The organism is Pseudomonas sp. CNPSo 3701, from assembly GCF_028674975.1.
In the GTDB taxonomy this organism is placed as follows: Bacteria; Pseudomonadota; Gammaproteobacteria; order Pseudomonadales; family Pseudomonadaceae; genus Aquipseudomonas; species Aquipseudomonas straminea.
The window spans coordinates 1,092,606-1,113,310 of record NZ_JAQZSI010000001.1; the positions used below are offsets into that span (position 1 = coordinate 1,092,606).

Here is a 20,705-nt window from a genome sequence, read left to right on the forward strand (position 1 = left end):
CCGCGCAATTGCTTGCCGACTAATGCACCAACATGTTGGTCAGCCAGTAAGCCTGCGCCAAGGTGATCAGGCCGACGAAGGTGGCGAAGATCAGGCTGTGCTTGAGGGTGAAGCGGAACAGGTCCGATTCCTTGCCGACCATGCCGGTCGCGGCGCAGGCTACGGCGATCGATTGCGGCGAGATCATCTTGCCGGTTACCCCGCCGCTGGTGTTCGCCGCCACCAGCAGGGTGTCGCTGACACCGATCTGATGTGCCGTAGTGGCTTGCAGCGAGCTGAAGAGTGCGTTGGACGAGGTATCCGAGCCGGTCAGGAACACGCCCAGCCAGCCGAGGAACGGCGAGAAGAACGGGAAGGCCGCGCCGGTTCCCGCTAGCACCAGGGCAAGGGTAGTCGACATGCCGGAGTAGTTGGTGACGAAGGCGAATGCCAGCACCATACCGATGGACAGGATCGGCCAGCGCAGTTCGTAGAAGGTTTCCTTAAAGGTGGTCAGACCACTTTTAATATTGATCTTCAGAATCAGCATCGACAGCACAGCAGAGAAGAAAATCGCAGTGCCGGTCGCCGAGATCGGATCGAGCTTGAATACGGCAGCGATCGGCGTCGGGTTGGCGACGATGGGGGCGACCTTTACCACCAGCTGATCCAGATGCGGGATCGGCAGCATGAACACCAGGTGATCCAAAGCGCCGCCTGGGGCGAACAGCGCCTTGAAAGGTTTCAGCGTCCAGACGGTGACCATGGCGGTGAGAATCAGGAAGGGCGACCAGGCCTTGAGGATCTGCGCAAAGCTGTAGGGCGACGGTGTGGTGCTGCGCACACCGCCAAAGCCGCCGGCTACCGCAGCGCCACCGGAAGTGCCGGCGACCTGGCTTTCGGCAGCGCGCTTGGGCTGCCAGACCTTGAGGAACAGGGTCAGGCATACCAGGCTGACCAGCGCCGAGGTGATGTCCGGCAGCTCAGGGCCGATGTAGTTGGAGGTGTAGTACTGGGTGATGGCGAAGCTCACGCCAGCCACCAGCGCAGCCGGCCAGGTTTCGCGGATGCCTTTCCAGCCGTCCATCATCGCCACCAGCCAGAACGGCACGATGATCGACAGGATGGGTAGCTGGCGACCTGTCATGGCGCCGATCTTGAAAGCGTCGATACCCGTGACCTGGCCGGCGACGATGATCGGGATGCCCAGGGCGCCGAACGCCACCGGGGCGGTGTTGGCGATCAGGCACAGGCCGGCTGCATAGAGCGGGTTGAAACCAAGGCCGACGAGCAGGGCGGCGGTGATTGCCACCGGTGCGCCGAAGCCCGCTGCGCCTTCCAGGAAAGCACCGAACGAGAAGCCGATCAGCAGTACCTGCAGGCGCTGGTCATCGGTGATCGAAAGCACCGAGCTGCGGATGACTTCGAACTGGCCGCTCTTGACGGTCAGTTTGTAGAGGAACACTGCCGCGACGATGATCCAGGCGATCGGCCACAGGCCGTAGGCGAAGCCATAGCCGGCGGCGGCCAGCGCCATGTCCACCGGCATGCCGAAGGCAGCGATGGCGATGATGATCGACAGCGCCAGAGTGATGCTACCCGCTACATGACCCTTGAGGCGGAATACGGCGAGGGCGAAAAAGAAGAAGACGATGGGGATCACGGCCGCTAGTGCGGACAGGCCAAGGCTGCCGAGCGGTGTGTAGAACTGTTGCCATGTTTGCATGGGAAGGCTCGCTGATTGTTGTTGGTATCGCCTGATCGCGAGCTGCTGGTGATTCACCGAATGCAGGGCAGTTTTGCGAACGGGTTATTATTATTGGTAAGACCAATTTACAAGTGGCAAGCGCCAGAATAATTTCTTTTGCTCGGGTGCGTCAATTTGCGCTGTTTCGACTTTGGTCTGAGGAGTGGTGAAGGGAGCCGTGCTTGTGGCGATAGAGGCCACTGGGTAGGCTGCATGGATTTTCGGCCGCCAGGCGATCTGGCGCCGTTTTTGGGGTGGTGTGGGATGTTGAAGCAATGAATTTCGGTCCGCTGCGCCAGAGGCGTCTGTCCGACGATATCGTCGAGCGCCTGGAGGCGATGATCCTCGAAGGCACGCTCAAGGCCGGTGAGCGCCTGCCAGCCGAGCGGGTGCTCGCCGAACAGTTCGGTGTATCACGGCCTTCGTTGCGTGAGGCTATCCAGAAGCTGGCGACCAAGGGGTTGCTCAGCAGCCGTCAGGGCGGCGGTACCTATGTATGCGAGAACCTTGGCTCGACCTTTAGCGACCCACTGATGCACCTGCTGGAAAGCAGCGCCGACGCCCAGCGCGACCTGCTCGAATTTCGCCATACCCTGGAAGGCTCCTGCGCCTATTACGCGGCACTGCGTGCTACCGATGTGGATCGCCGGCGTCTCACTGAAGCCTTTGAGCGGCTACAGGATTGCTACGGCCGCGCAGGTGAAGTGACCCGTGCCGAGGAGGGCGTGGCGGACGCCAATTTCCACCTGGCCATCGCCGAGGCCAGCCATAACGCTGTGCTACTGCACACCATTCGCGGTCTGTTCGATCTGCTCAAGCGCAACGTGGTCACCAACATCGGTGGCATGTATGCCCTGCGCGGCGAGACCCGCGGCATGCTTAACGCCCAGCATCGTGCTCTATACGAGGCGATCATGCAGGGTCGTGCCGAGGATGCGCGGGCGCTGTCCAATCAGCATATCGATTATGTGCAGGAGGTCTTGGCGGACGTTGTTCAGCAGGAAGCCCGTGAGCAGCGTGCGCAACGGCGCCAGGGGCTGTAGTCAGTCGGTCGGAGTTGCCTGGAAAGGCGAGATGTAAGGGGTTGGAGCGCGCTGCGGTTCGCTTTCGAACCGCAGTGCTTACTCGTCCTTGCCCTTGCTGCGCATGGCGCGCTGCACTTCGCGATCGGCATCGCGCTCTTTCTCGGTGTGGCGCTTGTCGAAATCCTTCTTGCCCTTGGCCAAGGCGATTTCGCATTTGACCAGATGCTGTTTCCAGTACAGAGACAGCGCCACGCAGGTGTGGCCCTTCTGCTGCACGGCGCCGAACAGCTTTTCCAGCTCGCGACGATTGAGCAACAGCTTGCGCGTGCGCGTCGGATCGGCGATGACGTGGGTGCTGGCGGTTTTCAGCGGCGTGATGTGGCAGCCCATCAGCCAGGCTTCGTCGTCCTTGAGCAGGACGTAACTGTCGACCAGTTGAGCCTTGCCGGCACGCAGGCTCTTCACTTCCCAGCCGGCCAGCGCCAGGCCGGCCTCGAAGCGGGACTCCACGAAATAGTCGTGCATCGCCTTCTTGTTCTGGGCGATGCTGCCTTGCGGATGTTTCTTTTGTTTAGCCATAGGCGGCGCATTATAGGGAGTCACGTGACGGTGCGCCATGCGTGCGCGTGCTAAAAGCACTGCGGCAGCTGTCCGCTTGAGCCCTCAAGGCGAATCCTCGACAATATTGGGATACTCGCCTCGGGTTGATGTCTGTAGTAAGAGCATCAGCCCGAGACATCGCGCTGCTGCGATGTCGTCAACCGTGGAAATTCAATCGTTATGAGTACTCACATCCAGCGCTCGGCCTTGCTTCCGTATCCGGCCCAGGCTCTCTACGACCTGGTCAATGATGTCGAGCGCTATCCCGAGTTCTTGCCCTGGTGTGCGTCAAGCGAGGTCGTCGAGGCCAGCGATACGCACATGGTCGCCAGCCTGGAAGTGGCCAAGGCTGGTTTGAGCCAGCGCTTCACCACGCGCAATGTGCTGGTGCCGGGGCAGTCCATCGAACTGAACCTGGAAGATGGCCCGTTCGAGCATCTGCACGGTCAGTGGACCTTCAAGGCATTGGGCGACAAGGCCTGCAAAATTAGCCTGGACCTGACCTTTGACTACGCCGGCCCGATCATGCGCGCAACCCTGGGGCCGCTGTTCAATCAGGCGGCCAACACCATGGTCGACGCCTTCTGCCAGCGGGCCAAGGAGCTGCATGGTCAGTAATCAGTTGTCGGTGGAGGTGGTTTTCGCCGCGCCGGATCGGCAGATGTTGATCAGTCTGCAGTTGCCTGTCGGCGTCACGGTGCGCGAGGCCGCCTTGCAATCTGGCTTGCAGGCGTACTTTGCCGGGCTGGATCTGGCTGCGGCGCCACTGGGAATATTCGGCAAGATCGTTACGTCGCCCGAGACGCAGCGGCTGGAGGAGGGCGATCGTGTGGAAATCTACCGGCCTCTGCTCGCTGATCCGAAAGAGGTGCGTAAACGCCGCGCCGCCCAGGCCGCTGAGCGGGCGAGGAATGCTGACCAGCGTTGAGCTTCCAGATTTCCAGGCGGTAATGAAAAAGCCCCGGCATTTGCCGGGGCTTTTCATTGTGCGCTGCTCGCGAGCTTACTGCGGCGAGGTTTCCAGCGGTTCCGGTGTCGGTACCGGTACGGTTTCGACGTTGTCGACGTCACGCTGGATCTGCTCGAGTACCGAGCCTGGTGCGGCTGGCTCATCTTGTTGCTGAGTCGGTGCCTGTGTCGGGGCGCCATCGCGGCCGAGAATCTGGTCGTCGCGGCTGGTGCCTGGCATGAAGTCGCCGGACAGGCTGACCAACTGGTCGTTGCCGTCGAAGTTGAGCGTTACACGCTCCTGCTGACGCTGGCTGCCGCCGGCCTGCATGCTGTACAGATAATCCCAGCGGTTGGCGTGGAAGGTATCCGTGATCAGTGGGTTACCCATGATAAACCGCACTTGGCGCCGGGTCATTCCGGGGCGCAACTGGTCTATCATGTCCTGCGTGACGACATTGCCCTGTTGGATGTCGATTTTATAAACCCCGGGGAATGAGCAACCGGCGAGTGCGATGAGCCCCATGAAGGTGAGGCTGGTCAGCAGGAGTCTGGTTTTTTGCATCGGTGGGCGTCTTCCACTATCTTGGCTGGGCAACGTAAACCCCGATCATACCCGCAATAAGGGAAGCTGCGAAGCGCTTCCGCGAGAAAGCAGACCATGGTTGAAAATAGCGAACTGCGCAAAGCTGGCCTGAAAGTAACCCTGCCACGGGTCAAAATCCTGCAGATGCTGGACTCTGCCGAGCAGCGTCACATGAGCGCCGAAGATGTCTACAAGTCGCTGATGGATGCGGGCGAGGATGTCGGTTTGGCGACCGTCTACCGCGTACTGACCCAGTTCGAAGCGGCCGGCCTGGTGGTGCGCCATAACTTCGATGGCGGCCATGCCGTGTTCGAGCTGGCTGACGGTGGTCACCACGATCACATGGTGTGCGTGGACTCCGGCGACGTGATCGAATTCTTCGACGCCGAGATCGAGAAACGCCAGAAGGAAATCGTTCGTGAGCACGGTTTTGAGCTGGTGGACCACAATCTGGTGCTTTACGTACGTCGTACCGCTAAATAAGTGTTCGGTTGACAAAAAAGGCGACTTAGGTCGCCTTTTTCATGCCTGCAGGAAATGTTTTCTGCAGATGTCTGTGGGGCGTCAGTTCTGGGCGTTGCTGACCAGTTTACGGGCGTGAGCCAGGGATTCGTCGGTGAGATCAATGCCACCCAACATGCGCGCGACTTCCTCGATACGCTGGGCTTCGCCGAGCTTGCTGACCGCCGTACGGGTGGCGTTGTTGCCACGCACCTTGTGGACGAACAGGTGCTGGTGGCCCTGCGCGGCGACCTGAGGCAGGTGGGTTACGGTCAGCACCTGACCGCGCTCGCCGAGGCGGCGCAACAGCTGGCCGACCACTTCGGCGGTCGGGCCGCCAATGCCCACGTCCACCTCGTCGAACACCAGGGTCGGAACCCGTGAGGTTTGCGCGGTGATCACCTGGATGGCCAGGCTGATGCGCGACAGTTCACCGCCCGAGGCGACCTTGGCCAGTGCCTTGATCGGTTGCCCAGGGTTGGCGCTGACCAGAAACTCGACCTGTTCCAGGCCATTGGCATTTGGCTCGCCGCCTTCGATGGGCTGCAGCTGAATACTGAAGCGTCCGCCTGGCATGCCCAGGGTCTGCATTTCCTTTTCAACCGCCTTGCCGAGTTTGCTGGCGGCCTTCTGGCGCTTGGCGCTGAGTTCGGCCGCCTTTTCCTGGTAGTGACGGCCGTAGGCGGCAAGCTCTTCGCCCAGGCGCTCGGCGGCCTGGTCGTCGGCATTGAGACTTTCCAGTTCGTCGAACAACTGCTGCTGCATGGCGGGCAGTTCGCTGGGGTGGATGCGGTGTTTACGCGCCAGGGTATAGATGGTGTCCAGGCGTTCTTCGAGTTGTTGCTGGCGCTCAGGGTCGGCGTCGAAGTGGTCGAGAAAACGGTTGAGCTCGCCCACTGCTTCCTCGATCTGGATCTGCGCGCTGGCCAGCAGGTTGGTGGCTTCGTTCAGGGCGCCCGGCTGGCCTTGCAGGCCGCTAAGGCGGTTGAGGCTGGCAGTGAGCACCGACAGTACGTTGCCGGCATCGCTTTCGCTGCACTGATCAATCACCTGGCGGCAGGCGCTGAGCAGGCTCTCGGCATTGGTCAGCGCCTTGTGATCCTGCTCCAGTTGCTCCAGTTCGTTGTCACCCAAGCCAAGGTTTTCCAGTTCTTCGAGCTGATAGCTGAGCAACTGATGGCGAGCGCGCTGCTCGTCGCCCTGGGAGGTCACGCGTTCGAGTTCACTGCGGGTCTGCTTCCAGCGTTGCGCGGCCAGTTGTACCTGGCGGGCCAATTCCTGGGCGCCGGCGTATTCGTCGAGCAGCCGGCGGTGGGTGTCGGTCTTGAGCAGCGACTGGTGCTCGTGCTGGCTGTGAATGTCGATCAGCAGCTCGCCCAGTGCCTTGAGGTCGCCGAGCGGGCAGGGCGTGCCGTTGATGTAACCGCGCGAGCGGCCTTCGGCGGTGATGACCCGGCGCAGGATGCACGGCCCGTCGTTATCCAGGTCGCGCTCGGCGAGCCAGGCGTGGGCTTCGGGGATGTCGGCGAGGTCGAAGCTGGCCAGTATGTCCGCCTTGTCGGCGCCTGGGCGAACCACACCGCTGTCGGCGCGATCGCCCAGAGTCAGGCCGAGGGCGTCGAGCATGATCGACTTGCCGGCGCCGGTTTCGCCGCTGATGACGCTCATGCCCCGGTCCAGTTCCAGATCCAGGTGTTCGACGATGGCGTAATTGTGGACGGACAGGTGCACCAGCATGGCGAGGCCTCTCAGGGTTGTTCTGGTTATTTATACAGTGGTTTGCGATGAGGTGGCAATACGCTGACGACTGGCTGCCGGAAAGTGGTAGTGGCCCTTGAAACCCTACAAATCATCCTTATATAGGCGGCAGACGCGCGAGTTGAGGCTCGTCGAATCATTCAGAGGAGAAATGCATGGCTGACGAACAGAACCTGGATCCGCAGACTTCCGAAGCGCAAGCGAACGACGCCGCGCCAAGCGAAGACCTGGCTGCTCGCGTGCAAGCGCTGGAAGAGCAACTGGCGACTGCGCAGGATCAGTCGCTGCGCATGGCTGCCGATCTGCAGAACGTGCGCCGTCGCGCTGAACAGGATGTCGAGAAGGCGCACAAGTTCGCCCTCGAGAAATTTGCCAACGACCTGCTGCCGGTGGTCGACAGTCTCGAGCGTGGTCTCGAACTGTCCAGCGCCGACGACGAATCGATCAAGGCGGTGCGTGAGGGCATGGAGCTGACGCTCAAGTTGCTGCTCGACACCCTCAAGCGCCACCAGCTGGAAGCCATTGACCCTCATGGTGCGCCGTTCAACCCGGAGCATCATCAGGCGATGGCCATGCAGGAAAGCACCAACGTCGAGCCCAACAGCGTGCTCAAGGTGTTTCAGAAGGGCTACCTGCTCAACGGTCGCCTGCTGCGCCCAGCCATGGTCGTGGTCAGCAAGGCCCCGGCCGAGGCGCCGCCATCTATCGATGAGCAGGCTTGAAATCGGCGGGCCACACCCCATTTAGTGAGTCAAGCGTATTAGTGCTACCGCAGCGGTCACGACAACGCGGCGGATATTTCAAAGTTTCGGGAGAGTGAAATGGGCAAAATCATCGGTATCGACCTGGGGACCACCAACTCCTGCGTCTCCATTCTTGAAAACGGTAACGTCAAAGTCATCGAAAACGCCGAAGGCGCGCGCACCACGCCGTCCATCGTTGCTTATGCCAACGATGGCGAGATTCTGGTCGGTCAGTCGGCCAAACGTCAGGCGGTTACCAACCCGCACAATACCCTGTTCGCGGTTAAGCGCCTGATCGGCCGTCGCTTCGAAGAAGACGTCGTGCAGAAAGACATCAAGCTGGTGCCTTACAAGATCGTCAAGGCCAGCAACGGTGACGCCTGGGTGCAGGCCAGCGGCAAGGACATGGCGCCGCCGCAGATCAGCGCCGAAGTGCTGAAGAAGATGAAGAAGACCGCCGAGGACTACCTGGGCGAGCCTGTCACCGAAGCGGTCATTACCGTGCCGGCCTACTTCAACGACAGCCAGCGTCAGGCCACCAAGGACGCCGGCCGCATCGCCGGTCTGGACGTCAAGCGCATCATCAACGAGCCGACCGCTGCAGCCCTTGCCTATGGCATGGACAAGGCCAAGGGCGACCACACCGTGATCGTCTATGACCTGGGCGGCGGTACCTTTGACGTGTCGGTGATCGAAATCGCCGAAGTCGACGGCGAGCACCAGTTCGAAGTACTGGCCACCAACGGTGATACCTTCCTGGGTGGTGAAGACTTCGACATGCGCCTGATCGACTACCTCGTCGACGAGTTCAAGAAAGAGTCCGGCATGGACCTGAAGAACGATCCGCTGGCTCTGCAGCGCCTGAAGGAAGCTGCCGAGAAGGCCAAGATCGAGCTGTCGTCTTCGCAGTCGACAGACGTCAACCTGCCGTACATCACTGCCGATGCCACCGGTCCGAAGCACCTGAACGTGAAGATCTCCCGCGCCAAGCTGGAGTCGCTGGTCGAGGATCTGGTCAGCCGTACCATCGAGCCTTGCCGCATCGCGCTGAAAGATGCCGGTATCGACGTCGGCAAGATCGACGACGTGATCCTGGTCGGCGGTCAGACCCGTATGCCGCTGGTACAGAAGGCCGTTTCCGACTTCTTCGGCAAAGACGCTCGCAAGGACGTCAACCCGGACGAGGCTGTGGCCATGGGTGCTGCCATTCAGGGCGCTGTACTGGCCGGTGACGTCAAGGACGTACTGCTGCTCGACGTCTCCCCGCTGACCCTGGGTATCGAAACCATGGGCGGTGTGATGACGCCGCTGATCGAAAAGAACACCACCATCCCGACCAAGAAGTCGCAGGTGTTCTCGACCGCCGACGACAACCAGAGCGCGGTGACCATTCATGTGCTGCAGGGTGAGCGTAAGCAGGCCGCACAGAACAAGTCCCTGGGCAAGTTCGACCTGGCCGAGATTCCGCCGGCTCCGCGCGGCGTGCCGCAGATCGAAGTGACCTTCGACATCGACGCCAACGGCATCCTGCACGTCGGCGCCAAAGACAAGGCCACCGGCAAGCAGCAGTCCATCGTGATCAAGGCCAACTCCGGTCTGTCCGATGACGAGATCGAGCGCATGGTGCGTGACGCCGAGGCCAACGCCGAGGAAGACCGCAAGTTCGAAGAGCTGGCAGCGGCGCGCAACCAGGGTGATCAACTGGTGCACGCCACCCGCAAGATGCTCACCGAAGCGGGCGACAAGGCGACTGCCGAAGAGAAGGCGGCCATCGAAGCGGCGCTGGGCGAGCTGGAAGTTGCCGTGAAGGGCGACGACAAGGCGGCCATCGAAGCGAAGATGAATGCGCTGTCCGAAGCCACCACTCCGCTGGCGCAGAAGATGTACGCCGAGCAGCCGCAGCCTGGCGCTGCCGGTGCGGCGGATGCTGGCGAAACCAAGGGCTCTGCCGACGACGTGGTCGACGCCGAGTTCGAGGAAGTCAAGGACAACAAGTAAGCCCCGGCTTGCCTGTGTTTGCGCCCTGTCACGCTACGGTGTGGCAGGGTGATCCGCCGCGCGGGGGCTTGCTCCCGCGTTGGCGTGTCTGGACTTTAAGAATTTTGAGAGTGCTAGAAACCCATGTCTAAACGTGACTACTACGAAGTGCTCGGGGTCGAGCGCGGGGCCAGCGAGGCGGAGCTGAAGAAGGCTTACCGTCGCCTGGCGATGAAGCATCACCCCGACCGCAATCCCGGCGACAAAGCGGCCGAAGACGCCTTCAAGGAAGCCAACGAGGCTTACGAAGTGCTGTCCGATGCCGGCAAGCGCAGCGCCTACGATCAGTACGGTCATGCAGGCGTCGACCCGCAAATGGGCGGCGGTGGCGGCTTTGGTGGTGGCGGCGCGAACTTCTCCGACATCTTCGGCGACGTGTTCAGCGATTTCTTCGGCGGCCAGCGTGGCGGTCAGCGCGGTGGTGCGCAGCGAGGCAGTGACCTGCGTTACACCCTGGAGCTGGATCTCGAGGAGGCGGTACGTGGCACCACGGTGACCATTCGCGTGCCGACCCTGGTCAACTGCAAGACCTGCGATGGCTCGGGTGCCAAGAAGGGCACCAGCCCGGTGACCTGTACCACGTGCGGCGGCATCGGCCAGGTGCGCATGCAGCAGGGCTTCTTCTCGGTGCAGCAGACCTGCCCGCGCTGCCACGGCAGCGGCAAGATGATCACCGACCCCTGCGGCTCCTGCCATGGCCATGGCCGTGTCGAAGAGCACAAGACCCTGTCGGTCAAGGTACCGGCCGGTGTCGATACCGGCGACCGTATCCGTCTGTCCGGCGAGGGCGAGGCGGGTACCCTCGGCGGCCCGTCGGGCGATCTGTACGTGGTGGTCAACGTGCGTGAGCACGCGATCTTCCAGCGTGACGGCAAGCACCTGTACTGCGAAGTGCCGATCAGCTTCGTCGATGCGGCTCTGGGCGGCGAGCTGGAAGTGCCGACCCTCGATGGTCGGGTCAAGCTGAAGATTCCGGAAGGCACCCAGACCGGCAAGCTGTTCCGTTTGCGCGGCAAGGGCGTCGCCCCGGTGCGTGGCGGCGGTGCGGGCGATCTGATGTGCAAGGTGGCGGTGGAAACCCCGGTCAATCTCGACCGTCGCCAGCGCGAGCTGCTCGAGGAGTTTCGTCAGTCCCTGGTGGGCAACAGCTCCAATTCGCCCAAGGCCAATGGCTGGTTCGAAGGCGTGAAGCGCTTCTTCGGCGACCTTTAATGCGGTAATGCACGGCGAGCAGCTGGCAGTGGCCGGCTGCTCGCCGTTTGTACTTTGGAGTTATGCATATGCGTATTGCAGTCACGGGCGCCGCCGGGCGCATGGGCAAGAACCTGATCGAGGCCGTTCACCAGGCCGATGGCGTCGTGCTCGGTGCCGCCGTAGCGCGGCCGACCAGCACGTTGCTTGGTGCCGATGCCGGTGAGCTGGCGGGCGTCGGCAAGCTGGGCGTGGCTCTGTACGGCAGCCTGGAGGGCGTGATCGACGAGTTCGACGTGCTGATCGACTTCACCCATCCCGCGGTGACCCTCGAAAACCTGGAAATCTGCCGCCGCGCCGGCAAGGCTATGGTCATCGGCACCACCGGCTTCAGTGCTGCGGAAAAGCAGTTGCTGGCCGATGCCGGCAGAAAGATTCCCATCGTTTTCGCTGCCAATTTCAGCGTGGGCGTGAACCTGTGCCTGAAGTTGCTCGACACCGCCGCCCGTGTGTTGGGTGACGATGTGGACATCGAAGTGCTCGAGGCCCATCACCGTCATAAGGTCGATGCGCCGTCTGGTACTGCGCTGCGCATGGGCGAGGTGGTGGCCAATGCGCTGGGGCGTGACCTGGAAAAGGTCGCGGTTTATGGGCGTGAAGGGCAAACCGGCGCACGTCAGCGCGAGACCATCGGTTTCGCCACGGTGCGCGCCGGTGATGTAGTCGGCGATCACACTGTACTGTTCGCCGCTGACGGCGAGCGCGTGGAGATCACCCACAAGGCGTCCAGTCGCATGACTTTCGCCAAGGGCGCAGTGCGCGCGGCATCCTGGCTGCAGCAGCGCTCGCCAGCGCTTTACGACATGCAGGACGTGCTGGGGCTGAAGTAACCGAAACCGAGGGTGCCAATGGCGCCCTCGGTGGTTATCAGGGGCGACCACGGATCGGATTTCAGGTTTTTGGCCCTGAACGGCTTTCGAAAAAGGCACTTTTCCTGTAAGCTTTCCGCTTTAGTGTGTCCACTAAAAGTTGCGCAGAATGAATCAATCAAAAAAGCGGGATGACCTTCACACGTCATCCCGCTTTTTTACAATCTGCGTTTGCTCCACGATCTACGGGAGGTCTTCTTGAGTAAGCCAGCCATACTCGCCCTTGCTGACGGCAGCATTTTTCGCGGCGAGGCCATCGGGGCCGACGGCCAAACTGTCGGGGAGGTGGTGTTCAACACCGCCATGACCGGCTATCAGGAAATTCTTACCGATCCGTCTTATGCCCAGCAGATCGTTACCCTGACCTATCCACATATCGGCAATACAGGCACCACGCCGGAAGATGCCGAGTCCAATCGCGTCTGGGCTGCGGGCCTGATCATCCGCGATCTGCCGCTGATCGCCAGCAACTGGCGTAACAAGCAGTCGCTGCCCGATTACCTCAAGGAAAACGGCACCGTCGCCATCGCCGGTATCGATACCCGCCGCCTGACCCGCATTCTGCGTGAAAAAGGCTCCCAGAATGGCTGCATCCTGGTTGGTGCCGACGCCACCGAGGAAAAGGCGCTGGAGCTGGCGCGTGGTTTCCCGGGACTGAAAGGCATGGACCTGGCCAAGGAAGTCAGCTGCACCGAGCGCTACGAGTGGCGCTCCAGCGTGTGGAACCTGAAAGATGACAGCCATCCCGAGATCTCTGCCAGCGAGCTGCCGTACCATGTGGTCGCCTACGACTACGGCGTCAAGCTGAACATCCTGCGCATGCTGGTCGAGCGCGGTTGCCGCCTGACCGTGGTGCCGGCGCAGACTTCGGCAAGCGAAGTACTGGCGCTCAATCCCGACGGCGTATTCCTGTCCAACGGTCCTGGCGACCCCGAGCCATGTGACTACGCCATTCAGGCGATTAAGGACGTTCTGGAAACCGACATCCCGGTATTCGGCATCTGCCTCGGCCACCAGCTGCTGGCCCTGGCCTCCGGCGCCAAGACCCTGAAAATGGGTCATGGTCACCACGGTGCCAACCACCCGGTCCAGGACCTCGACACCGGTGTGGTGATGATCACCAGCCAGAACCACGGTTTCGCCGTGGACGAGAACAGCCTGCCGAGCAATCTGCGCCCGATCCACAAGTCGCTGTTCGACGGCACCCTGCAGGGCATCGAGCGTACCGACAAGGACGCCTTCAGCTTCCAGGGTCACCCCGAAGCCAGCCCGGGCCCGAACGATGTCGCCCCGCTGTTCGATCGCTTCATCGAAGCCATGGCCAAGCGCCGCTAAGCCTCGCCGACTGACCCAAGGATTCGAGTAACCGCTATGCCAAAACGTACAGACATCAAAAGTATCCTGATCCTCGGCGCCGGCCCCATCGTCATCGGCCAGGCGTGCGAGTTCGACTACTCCGGCGCCCAGGCCTGCAAGGCCCTGCGCGAGGAAGGTTTCCGCGTCATCCTGGTGAACTCCAACCCGGCCACCATCATGACCGACCCGGCCATGGCCGACGCCACCTACATCGAGCCGATCAAATGGGCCACCGTGGCCAAGATCATCGAGAAAGAGCGCCCCGACGCCCTGCTGCCGACCATGGGCGGCCAGACCGCGCTGAACTGTGCGCTGGATCTGGAGCGTCACGGCGTGCTGGAGAAGTTCGGAGTCGAGATGATCGGTGCCAACGCCGACACTATCGACAAGGCCGAAGACCGCTCGCGCTTCGACAAGGCCATGAAGGACATCGGCCTGGCCTGCCCTGTATCGGGTATCGCCCACAGCATGGAAGAAGCCTACGGCGTGCTCGAGAAGGTCGGCTTCCCGTGCATCATCCGTCCTAGCTTCACCATGGGCGGCACCGGTGGCGGCATCGCCTACAACCGCGAAGAGTTCGAGGAAATCTGCACCCGTGGTCTGGACCTGTCGCCGACCAACGAGCTGCTGATCGACGAGTCGCTGATCGGCTGGAAGGAATACGAGATGGAGGTGGTCCGCGACAAGAAGGACAACTGCATCATCGTCTGCTCCATCGAGAACTTCGACCCGATGGGCGTGCACACCGGTGACTCGATCACCGTGGCGCCGGCCCAGACCCTGACCGACAAGGAATACCAGATCCTGCGTAACGCCTCCCTGGCGGTGCTGCGCGAGATCGGCGTGGAAACCGGCGGCTCCAACGTGCAGTTCGGCATCTGCCCGAATACCGGCCGCATGGTCGTCATCGAGATGAACCCGCGTGTGTCGCGCTCCTCGGCGCTGGCCTCCAAGGCCACCGGTTTCCCGATCGCCAAGATCGCTGCCAAGCTGGCTGTGGGTTACACCCTCGACGAACTGCAGAACGACATCACCGGCGGTCGCACCCCGGCGTCCTTCGAGCCGGCCATCGATTACGTGGTCACCAAGATCCCGCGTTTCGCTTTCGAGAAATTTCCCAACGCCGACGCCCGCCTGACCACGCAGATGAAGTCCGTCGGTGAGGTCATGGCCATCGGTCGGACCTTCCAGGAATCCCTGCACAAGGCGCTGCGCGGCCTGGAAGTCGGCGTGTCCGGCTTCGATCCGAAGCTCGATCCGGCTGACCCGGAAGCCGAAAGCACCCTCAAGCGCGAGCTGATCGTGCCGGGCGCCGACCGCATCTGGTACGTGGCCGACGCCTTCCGCGCCGGCAAGACCGTCGAGGAAGTGTTCGAACTGACTCGCATCGACGAATGGTTCCTGGTGCAGATCGAAGACCTGATCAAGGACGAGCAGCGCATCCAGACCCTGGGCCTGTCGAGCATCGACCGCGACCTGATGTTCAGCCTCAAGCGCAAGGGTTTCTCCGATGCGCGCCTGGCCGCGCTGCTCGGCGTCACCGAGAAGAACCTGCGCAGCCATCGTCACAAGCTCAAGGTGCTGCCGGTCTACAAGCGCGTCGACACCTGCGCCGCCGAGTTCGCCACCGACACCGCCTACATGTACTCGACCTACGAGGAAGAGTGCGAGGCCAACGCCAGTGGTCGCGACAAGATCATGATTCTCGGCGGTGGCCCGAACCGTATCGGCCAGGGCATCGAGTTCGATTACTGCTGCGTGCACGCCGCACTGGCCATGCGTGAAGACGGTTACGAGACCATCATGGTCAACTGCAACCCGGAAACCGTTTCCACCGACTACGACACCTCCGACCGCCTGTACTTCGAACCGGTGACCCTGGAAGACGTGTTGGAAATCGTTCGCGTCGAGCAGCCCAAGGGGGTGATCGTTCAGTACGGCGGCCAGACCCCGCTGAAGCTATGCCGCGCCCTGGAAGAAGCCGGCGTGCCGATCATCGGCACCAGCCCGGACGCCATCGACCGCGCCGAAGACCGCGAGCGTTTCCAGCAGATGGTGCAGCGCCTTGGCCTGCGTCAGCCGGCCAACGCCACCGCGCGCAGCGAAGAAGAAGCGCTGACCCTGTCCAAGAACATCGGTTACCCGATGGTGGTGCGCCCGTCCTACGTACTGGGCGGCCGAGCGATGGAAATCGTCTACCAGGAAGAAGAGCTCAAGCGCTACATGCGCGAAGCGGTGAAGGTGTCCAACGACAGCCCGGTGCTGCTGGATCGCTTCCTCAACTGCGCCATCGAGGTGGATGTGGACGCGGTCAGCGACGGCGAAGTCGTGGTGATCGGCGCGATCATGCAGCACATCGAGCAGGCCGGCGTTCACTCCGGTGACTCAGCGTGTTCGCTGCCGCCGTACTCGCTGCCGGCGCATATCCAGGACGAGATCCGCGACCAGGTCAAGAAGATGGCTCTGGAACTGGGCGTCATCGGCCTGATGAACGTGCAGATGGCCGTGCAGGGCGAGGACATCTACGTGATCGAGGTCAACCCGCGTGCCTCGCGTACCGTGCCGTTCGTATCCAAGTGCATCGGCGAGTCGCTGGCCAAGGTCGCAGCCCGTGTGATGGCTGGCAAGAGCCTGGCCGAGCTGGGGTTCACTCAGGAAATCATCCCGCCGTTCTTCAGCGTCAAGGAAGCGGTGTTCCCGTTCAACAAGTTCCCGGGTGTCGACCCGATCCTCGGCCCGGAAATGAAGTCCACCGGCGAAGTAATGGGCGTCGGCGACAGCTTCGGCGAAGCCTTCGCCAAGGCGCAGATGGGCGCTAGCGAGATTCTGCCGAACGCAGGCGTCGCCTTCATCAGTGTTCGCGAAGACGACAAGCCAGAGGCCATTCAGGTCGCCCGCGATCTGGTCGCGCTGGGCTTCGAAGTGGTGGCCACAGCCGGCACCGCCAAGGTGATCGAGGCCGCCGGCCTGCCGGTGCGCCGCGTCAACAAGGTGACCGAAGGTCGTCCGCACGTGGTCGACATGATCAAGAACGACGAAGTCACCCTGATCATCAACACCACCGAAGGCCGTCAGTCGATCGCTGACTCCTACTCCATTCGTCGTAACGCGCTGCAGCACAAGATCTACTGCACCACCACCATCGCGGCGGGGCAGGCGGTCTGTGAGGCGCTCAAGTTCGGTCCCGAGAAGACCGTGCGCCGTCTGCAGGATCTGCATGCAGGAATCAAGGCATGAACAAGTACCCCATGACCACCCAGGGCGCTCGCGCCCTGGAAGAAGAGCTGGCACACCTGACCAAGGTGCGTCGCCCGGCGCTCAGCCAGGCCATCGCCGAGGCCCGTGAGCTGGGTGACCTCAAGGAAAACGCCGAATACCATGCCGCCCGCGAGGAGCAGGGCATGGTCGAGGCGCGTGTGCGTGACATCGAAGGCCGCCTGCAGAATGCGGTGATCATCGATGTCACCACTATCGCCCACACCGGCAAGGTGATCTTTGGCACCACCGTGGAAATCGCCAACGTCGAGACCGACGAAAGCGTGACCTACCAGATCGTTGGCGAAGACGAAGCCGACATCAAGCAGGGCAAGCTGTCCGTAGGTTCGCCCATCGCTCGTGCCCTGGTGGGCAAGAACGAAGGTGACGTGGTTGGCGTTAACACGCCCAGTGGTCTGGTCGAGTACGAGATTGTCGAAGTTAGTCACGTCTGATCGCACGGCTGCGCGTGACAGCGCAGCCAATGCCTGGATGCTGCTGCAGACCCTCTGGGTCGGCGGCATCTGGATCCTGCACTTTCTGGTGCTGCCGGGTCTCGCCAGTGTCGGTCTGGCGTCCTTGCTGATCGAAGAAGTCGCGCGCACCCTGGTGCCGCAGATGGTCGGCATTACGCTGGGCGCAGCGCTGCTGCAGCTCTTGCTGCTGGTTCGGCAGTATGGGTTGGCGACGCTGTGGCGAGTGCGCAGCGGGCAGTTGCTGCTCGCAGTGCTGGTCGTCTCGCTGGCCTTTCTGATTTCGCTGGTGCTGTGGCCGCAGGCTGTACGCTGGCAGCTGTTCAGCTACCTGCTGCTGGCGTTCTTCGGCGTGTTGCTGGTGCTGCAGCCCGTGCCTTGCAAGAGCGGGGCAGCCGACCCGCAGGTCGGCTGATCACCTGAATCAGCCCTGATAGCGGCTGATGTTGGACAGGTTGCGATTGGCCTTGGGGTTCTTGCGGTACAGCAGCGCCATTTTGCCAATGACCTGCGCCAGCTCGGCATTACCGGCCTTGCACAGTTCTTCGATCACCGCCAGGCGGTCGTCGCGCTCGGTCACACGCACCTGAATTTTGATCAGTTCGTGGTCATTCAGCGCGCGTTCGAGTTCGGCCACTACGCCTTCGGTAACACCGTTGTCGGCGACGATCAATACCGGTTTCAGGTGGTGGCCGATAGATTTGAACTGTTTCTTCTGCTCTTGAGTGAGCGGCATAATCTGAACCCTGCGTATTAATCTGGGAAAGCGGGCTATTTTAACCGAGCCGCCCGAGGCCCGCCCAGTTATTCATTCTGTTCTCTTGAGGTGTTGTGTGGCCCGTTCCAAGACCAGCCAGCGTTGGCTGAAAGAGCATTTCGACGATCCGTACGTCAAAATGGCGCAAAAGGACGGTTACCGTTCACGTGCCAGTTACAAGCTGCTGGAAGTGCAGGAGAAGGATCGCATCCTGCGCCCCGGCATGACCGTGGTCGACCTCGGCGCTGCGCCGGGCGGCTGGTCCCAGGTCACCAGCCGGGTGATCGGCGACAAGGGTCGGCTGATCGCCTCCGACATCCTGGAGATGGACAGCATCCCGGATGTCACCTTCATTCAAGGCGATTTCACTGACGACGCCGTGTTCGCCCAGATTCTTGAGGCCATCGACAATAATCCCGTCGACCTTGTGATTTCCGATATGGCCCCCAATATGAGTGGGGTGAGGGCCGCCGATCAGCCGCGCGCGATGTACTTGTGCGAGCTGGCGCTGGATCTGGCTGGCCGGGTGCTCAAGCCCGGCGGCGATTTCCTGATCAAGATCTTCCAGGGCGAGGGTTTCGACGAGTACCACAAGGAGGTGCGCCGTCAGTTCGACAAGGTGCAGATGCGCAAACCCCTGTCGTCCCGTGACCGCTCCCGCGAGCAGTATCTGCTGGCCCGAGGCTTCAAGGGGCCGGTGGCCGAGTAAAACCAATGGCGTGGTTGTCAGTCCAAGCCAAGACGCGCATCGTAATGGGCAGACGTCTCATAAAGGGTTACAGACGGTGTCAGCCACGAACGGGCGTTTGTAGTAAGTTAGATCGGTTTATAACTGGTCGTCATGCGAAGCACGCTTCGGCAAGGGGCCTGCTTCAGAGGGTAGCTAATTGAACGACATGGCAAAGAATCTGATCCTGTGGCTGATCATCGCCGCCGTCCTCGTCACGGTGATGAACAACTTCTCCAGCCCCAGTGAGACCAACAAGCTCAACTACTCGCAATTCATCGAGCAGGTGCAGAGCGGTGGGGTCAAGCGCGTCACCGTCGATGGCTACATCATCAGCGGCCTGCGTTCCGACGGCTCCTCGTTCGAAACCGTGCGCCCGGCGATCCAGGATAACGGCCTGATCAAGGACTTGATGGACAACAACGTCGAGATCGTTGGCAAGCAGCCAGAGCAACAGAGCATCTGGACTCAGCTGCTGGTCGCCAGCTTCCCGATTCTGGTGATCATCGCCGTGTTCATGTTCTTCATGCGCCAGATGCAGGGCGGTGCAGGCGGCAAGGGCGGGCCAATGAGCTTCGGCAAATCCAAGGCGCGCCTGCTCTCCGAAGATCAGGTCAAGACCACCTTTGCTGACGTCGCCGGCTGCGACGAGGCTAAGGAAGAGGTCAGCGAGCTGGTCGAGTTCCTGCGCGATCCGGGCAAATTCCAGCGCCTCGGCGGTCGTATTCCTCGCGGCGTGCTGATGGTCGGCTCGCCAGGTACCGGTAAGACGCTGCTGGCCAAGGCCGTTGCCGGCGAAGCCAAAGTGCCGTTCTTCACCATTTCCGGTTCCGATTTCGTCGAGATGTTCGTCGGTGTCGGTGCCTCCCGCGTGCGCGACATGTTCGAGCAGGCCAAGAAACATGCCCCCTGCATCATCTTCATCGACGAGATCGACGCCGTCGGTCGCCACCGTGGCGCTGGCATGGGCGGTGGTCATGACGAGCGCGAGCAGACCCTCAACCAGCTGCTGGTGGAGATGGACGGTTTCGAAATGAATGACGGCATCATCGTCATCGCCGCCACCAACCGTCCGGACGTGCTCGATCAGGCCCTGCTGCGTCCGGGTCGTTTCGATCGTCAAGTGGTCGTCGGCCTGCCGGACATCCGCGGCCGCGAGCAGATTCTCAACGTGCACATGCGCAAGATCCCGATGGGCGAAGACGTCAAGGCTGCGGTCATCGCCCGCGGTACGCCGGGCTTCTCCGGTGCCGACCTGGCCAACTTGGTCAACGAGGCGTCGCTGTTCGCTGCTCGCGCGGGCAAGCGACTGGTGGAGATGAAAGAGTTCGAACTGGCCAAAGACAAGATCATGATGGGCGCCGAGCGCAAGACCATGGTCATGTCCGATAAGGAAAAGCTCAACACCGCGTATCACGAGGCGGGCCATGCCATCGTCGGTCGCCTAGTGCCCGAGCACGATCCAGTCTACAAGGTCACCATCATTCCCCGCGGCCGCGCCCTGGGCGTAACCATGTTCCTGCCCGAGGAAGATCGCTACAGCCTCAGTAAACGTGCGCTGACCAGCCAGATCTGTTCGCTTTACGGTGGCCGTATCGCCGAGGAGATGACCCTGGGCTTCGACGGCGTCACCACCGGTGCGTCCAACGACATCATGCGGGCCAGCCAGATCGCCCGGAACATGGTCACCAAGTGGGGCCTTTCCGAAAAACTCGGCCCACTTCTGTATGCCGAAGACGAAGATCAGCCCTTCCTGCGCGGTGGTGGTGGTTCCTCCGGTGCCAGCGTGTCGGGTGAAACGGCCAAGCTGATCGACTCCGAAGTGCGCGCAGTCATCGACGGCTGCTACAACACTGCCAAGCAGATTCTGACCGACAACCGCGACAAGCTCGATGCCATGGCTGAAGCGCTGATGAAGTTCGAGACCATCGACATCGACCAGATCGACGACATCATGAGTGGTCGTCCGGTTCGCGAGCCGAAGGACTGGACGGGTGGCGGCAACGGTGCCGGCACGCCTTCTGCCAAGCCTGACGAAGCAGATCGTCCCGAGAAGCCCATCGGCGGCCCTGCTGCCGAGGTATAAAAGTCTT

18 protein-coding genes and 1 pseudogene are annotated in these 20,705 nt (G+C 61.7%); 14 read left to right on the plus strand and 5 right to left on the minus strand.

Annotated elements, in window-relative coordinates:
* Positions 1 to 19 precede the first annotated feature (19 nt).
* Complete coding sequence (locus tag PVA39_RS04965; RefSeq protein WP_274123072.1) at positions 20 to 1,705, minus strand: lactate permease LctP family transporter; 1,686 nt, start codon at positions 1,703 to 1,705, stop codon at positions 20 to 22.
* Positions 1,706 to 2,001: 296 nt separating this feature from the next.
* Between PVA39_RS04965 and PVA39_RS04970 the strand changes: the two genes are divergently transcribed.
* Entirely contained in the window at positions 2,002 to 2,769 is a 768-nt protein-coding gene (locus PVA39_RS04970) for a GntR family transcriptional regulator (RefSeq protein WP_093504153.1), read from the plus strand.
* 78 nt (positions 2,770 to 2,847) lie between these two features.
* Here the strand turns inward: PVA39_RS04970 and smpB are convergent, their stop codons facing one another.
* Positions 2,848 to 3,330 carry an SsrA-binding protein SmpB gene (smpB, locus tag PVA39_RS04975; RefSeq protein ID WP_013792693.1) on the minus strand — a complete coding sequence of 161 codons (483 nt, stop codon included), beginning with the start codon at positions 3,328 to 3,330 and terminating at the stop codon, positions 2,848 to 2,850.
* A 201-nt stretch (positions 3,331 to 3,531) separates the two neighbouring features.
* Here smpB and PVA39_RS04980 point away from each other — a divergent pair, with 201 nt between their 5' ends.
* A complete protein-coding gene (locus PVA39_RS04980; protein ID WP_093504152.1) occupies positions 3,532 to 3,969 on the plus strand; it encodes a type II toxin-antitoxin system RatA family toxin in 438 nt (145 codons plus the stop codon).
* A complete protein-coding gene (locus PVA39_RS04985; RefSeq protein WP_274123073.1) occupies positions 3,959 to 4,279 on the plus strand; it encodes an RnfH family protein in 321 nt (106 codons plus the stop codon). The genes PVA39_RS04980 and PVA39_RS04985 overlap by 11 nt, the downstream gene beginning before the upstream one ends.
* Positions 4,280 to 4,354: 75 nt before the next feature.
* On the opposite strand, the gene PVA39_RS04990 is transcribed toward PVA39_RS04985, so the two are convergent.
* Complete coding sequence (locus PVA39_RS04990; protein WP_027903629.1) at positions 4,355 to 4,864, minus strand: outer membrane protein assembly factor BamE; 510 nt, start codon at positions 4,862 to 4,864, stop codon at positions 4,355 to 4,357.
* Between the two features lie 96 nt (positions 4,865 to 4,960).
* Here PVA39_RS04990 and fur point away from each other — a divergent pair, with 96 nt between their 5' ends.
* Positions 4,961 to 5,368 carry a ferric iron uptake transcriptional regulator gene (gene fur / locus PVA39_RS04995; RefSeq protein WP_093504150.1) on the plus strand — a complete coding sequence of 136 codons (408 nt, stop codon included), beginning with the start codon at positions 4,961 to 4,963 and terminating at the stop codon, positions 5,366 to 5,368.
* 81 nt (positions 5,369 to 5,449) lie between these two features.
* Here fur and recN read toward each other — a convergent pair whose 3' ends face one another.
* On the minus strand, positions 5,450 to 7,123 hold the full coding sequence (gene recN, locus PVA39_RS05000; protein ID WP_274123074.1) for a DNA repair protein RecN: 1,674 nt from the start codon (positions 7,121 to 7,123) through the stop codon (positions 5,450 to 5,452).
* A gap of 173 nt (positions 7,124 to 7,296) precedes the next feature.
* Here recN and grpE point away from each other — a divergent pair.
* The 8 genes and pseudogenes from grpE to PVA39_RS05040 form a co-directional block, all read left to right on the plus strand.
* Positions 7,297 to 7,866 (plus strand): annotated as a pseudogene (gene grpE, locus PVA39_RS05005) (nucleotide exchange factor GrpE); the annotation flags it as partial.
* Positions 7,867 to 7,965: 99 nt separating this feature from the next.
* On the plus strand, positions 7,966 to 9,885 hold the full coding sequence (dnaK, locus tag PVA39_RS05010) for a molecular chaperone DnaK (protein ID WP_274123075.1): 1,920 nt from the start codon (positions 7,966 to 7,968) through the stop codon (positions 9,883 to 9,885).
* Between the two features lie 123 nt (positions 9,886 to 10,008).
* Positions 10,009 to 11,136, plus strand: coding sequence for a molecular chaperone DnaJ (gene dnaJ / locus PVA39_RS05015; protein WP_093504146.1), 1,128 nt, complete (start codon positions 10,009 to 10,011; stop codon positions 11,134 to 11,136).
* A gap of 68 nt (positions 11,137 to 11,204) precedes the next feature.
* On the plus strand, positions 11,205 to 12,005 hold the full coding sequence (dapB, locus tag PVA39_RS05020) for a 4-hydroxy-tetrahydrodipicolinate reductase (protein ID WP_274123077.1): 801 nt from the start codon (positions 11,205 to 11,207) through the stop codon (positions 12,003 to 12,005).
* 237 nt (positions 12,006 to 12,242) lie between these two features.
* A complete protein-coding gene (gene carA / locus PVA39_RS05025; protein WP_274123078.1) occupies positions 12,243 to 13,379 on the plus strand; it encodes a glutamine-hydrolyzing carbamoyl-phosphate synthase small subunit in 1,137 nt (378 codons plus the stop codon).
* Positions 13,380 to 13,415: 36 nt separating this feature from the next.
* On the plus strand, positions 13,416 to 16,637 hold the full coding sequence (gene carB / locus PVA39_RS05030; RefSeq protein ID WP_147174845.1) for a carbamoyl-phosphate synthase large subunit: 3,222 nt from the start codon (positions 13,416 to 13,418) through the stop codon (positions 16,635 to 16,637).
* Entirely contained in the window at positions 16,634 to 17,110 is a 477-nt protein-coding gene (greA, locus tag PVA39_RS05035) for a transcription elongation factor GreA (protein WP_274123079.1), read from the plus strand. Before carB ends, greA begins: the two co-directional genes overlap by 4 nt.
* Positions 17,088 to 17,543, plus strand: a complete 456-nt coding sequence (locus PVA39_RS05040) for a DUF4149 domain-containing protein (RefSeq protein WP_337993273.1) — start codon at positions 17,088 to 17,090, stop codon at positions 17,541 to 17,543. The genes greA and PVA39_RS05040 overlap by 23 nt, the downstream gene beginning before the upstream one ends.
* Before the next feature lie 9 nt (positions 17,544 to 17,552).
* Here the strand turns inward: PVA39_RS05040 and yhbY are convergent, their stop codons facing one another.
* On the minus strand, positions 17,553 to 17,864 hold the full coding sequence (yhbY, locus tag PVA39_RS05045; protein ID WP_147174847.1) for a ribosome assembly RNA-binding protein YhbY: 312 nt from the start codon (positions 17,862 to 17,864) through the stop codon (positions 17,553 to 17,555).
* Positions 17,865 to 17,961: 97 nt separating this feature from the next.
* Here yhbY and rlmE point away from each other — a divergent pair, with 97 nt between their 5' ends.
* Together rlmE and ftsH are read left to right on the plus strand one after the other, a co-directional pair.
* Positions 17,962 to 18,594 carry a 23S rRNA (uridine(2552)-2'-O)-methyltransferase RlmE gene (gene rlmE, locus PVA39_RS05050; RefSeq protein ID WP_274123080.1) on the plus strand — a complete coding sequence of 211 codons (633 nt, stop codon included), beginning with the start codon at positions 17,962 to 17,964 and terminating at the stop codon, positions 18,592 to 18,594.
* Positions 18,595 to 18,781: 187 nt separating this feature from the next.
* Entirely contained in the window at positions 18,782 to 20,698 is a 1,917-nt protein-coding gene (ftsH, locus tag PVA39_RS05055) for an ATP-dependent zinc metalloprotease FtsH (RefSeq protein ID WP_167363133.1), read from the plus strand.
* Positions 20,699 to 20,705 lie beyond the last annotated feature (7 nt).

Excerpts from the sequence above, each read along its gene's own strand:
- PVA39_RS04965 (WP_274123072.1), bottom strand. The coding sequence starts at position 1,705 with ATGCAAACATGGCAACAGTTCTACACACCGCTCGGCAGCCTTGGCCTG.
- PVA39_RS04970 (WP_093504153.1), top strand. The coding sequence starts at position 2,002 with ATGAATTTCGGTCCGCTGCGCCAGAGGCGTCTGTCCGACGATATCGTC.
- smpB (WP_013792693.1), bottom strand. The coding sequence starts at position 3,330 with ATGGCTAAACAAAAGAAACATCCGCAAGGCAGCATCGCCCAGAACAAG.
- PVA39_RS04980 (WP_093504152.1), top strand. The coding sequence starts at position 3,532 with ATGAGTACTCACATCCAGCGCTCGGCCTTGCTTCCGTATCCGGCCCAG.
- PVA39_RS04985 (WP_274123073.1), top strand. The coding sequence starts at position 3,959 with ATGGTCAGTAATCAGTTGTCGGTGGAGGTGGTTTTCGCCGCGCCGGAT.
- PVA39_RS04990 (WP_027903629.1), bottom strand. The coding sequence starts at position 4,864 with ATGCAAAAAACCAGACTCCTGCTGACCAGCCTCACCTTCATGGGGCTC.
- fur (WP_093504150.1), top strand. The coding sequence starts at position 4,961 with ATGGTTGAAAATAGCGAACTGCGCAAAGCTGGCCTGAAAGTAACCCTG.
- recN (WP_274123074.1), bottom strand. The coding sequence starts at position 7,123 with ATGCTGGTGCACCTGTCCGTCCACAATTACGCCATCGTCGAACACCTG.
- dnaK (WP_274123075.1), top strand. The coding sequence starts at position 7,966 with ATGGGCAAAATCATCGGTATCGACCTGGGGACCACCAACTCCTGCGTC.
- dnaJ (WP_093504146.1), top strand. The coding sequence starts at position 10,009 with ATGTCTAAACGTGACTACTACGAAGTGCTCGGGGTCGAGCGCGGGGCC.
- dapB (WP_274123077.1), top strand. The coding sequence starts at position 11,205 with ATGCGTATTGCAGTCACGGGCGCCGCCGGGCGCATGGGCAAGAACCTG.
- carB (WP_147174845.1), top strand. The coding sequence starts at position 13,416 with ATGCCAAAACGTACAGACATCAAAAGTATCCTGATCCTCGGCGCCGGC.
- greA (WP_274123079.1), top strand. The coding sequence starts at position 16,634 with ATGAACAAGTACCCCATGACCACCCAGGGCGCTCGCGCCCTGGAAGAA.
- yhbY (WP_147174847.1), bottom strand. The coding sequence starts at position 17,864 with ATGCCGCTCACTCAAGAGCAGAAGAAACAGTTCAAATCTATCGGCCAC.
- ftsH (WP_167363133.1), top strand. The coding sequence starts at position 18,782 with ATGGCAAAGAATCTGATCCTGTGGCTGATCATCGCCGCCGTCCTCGTC.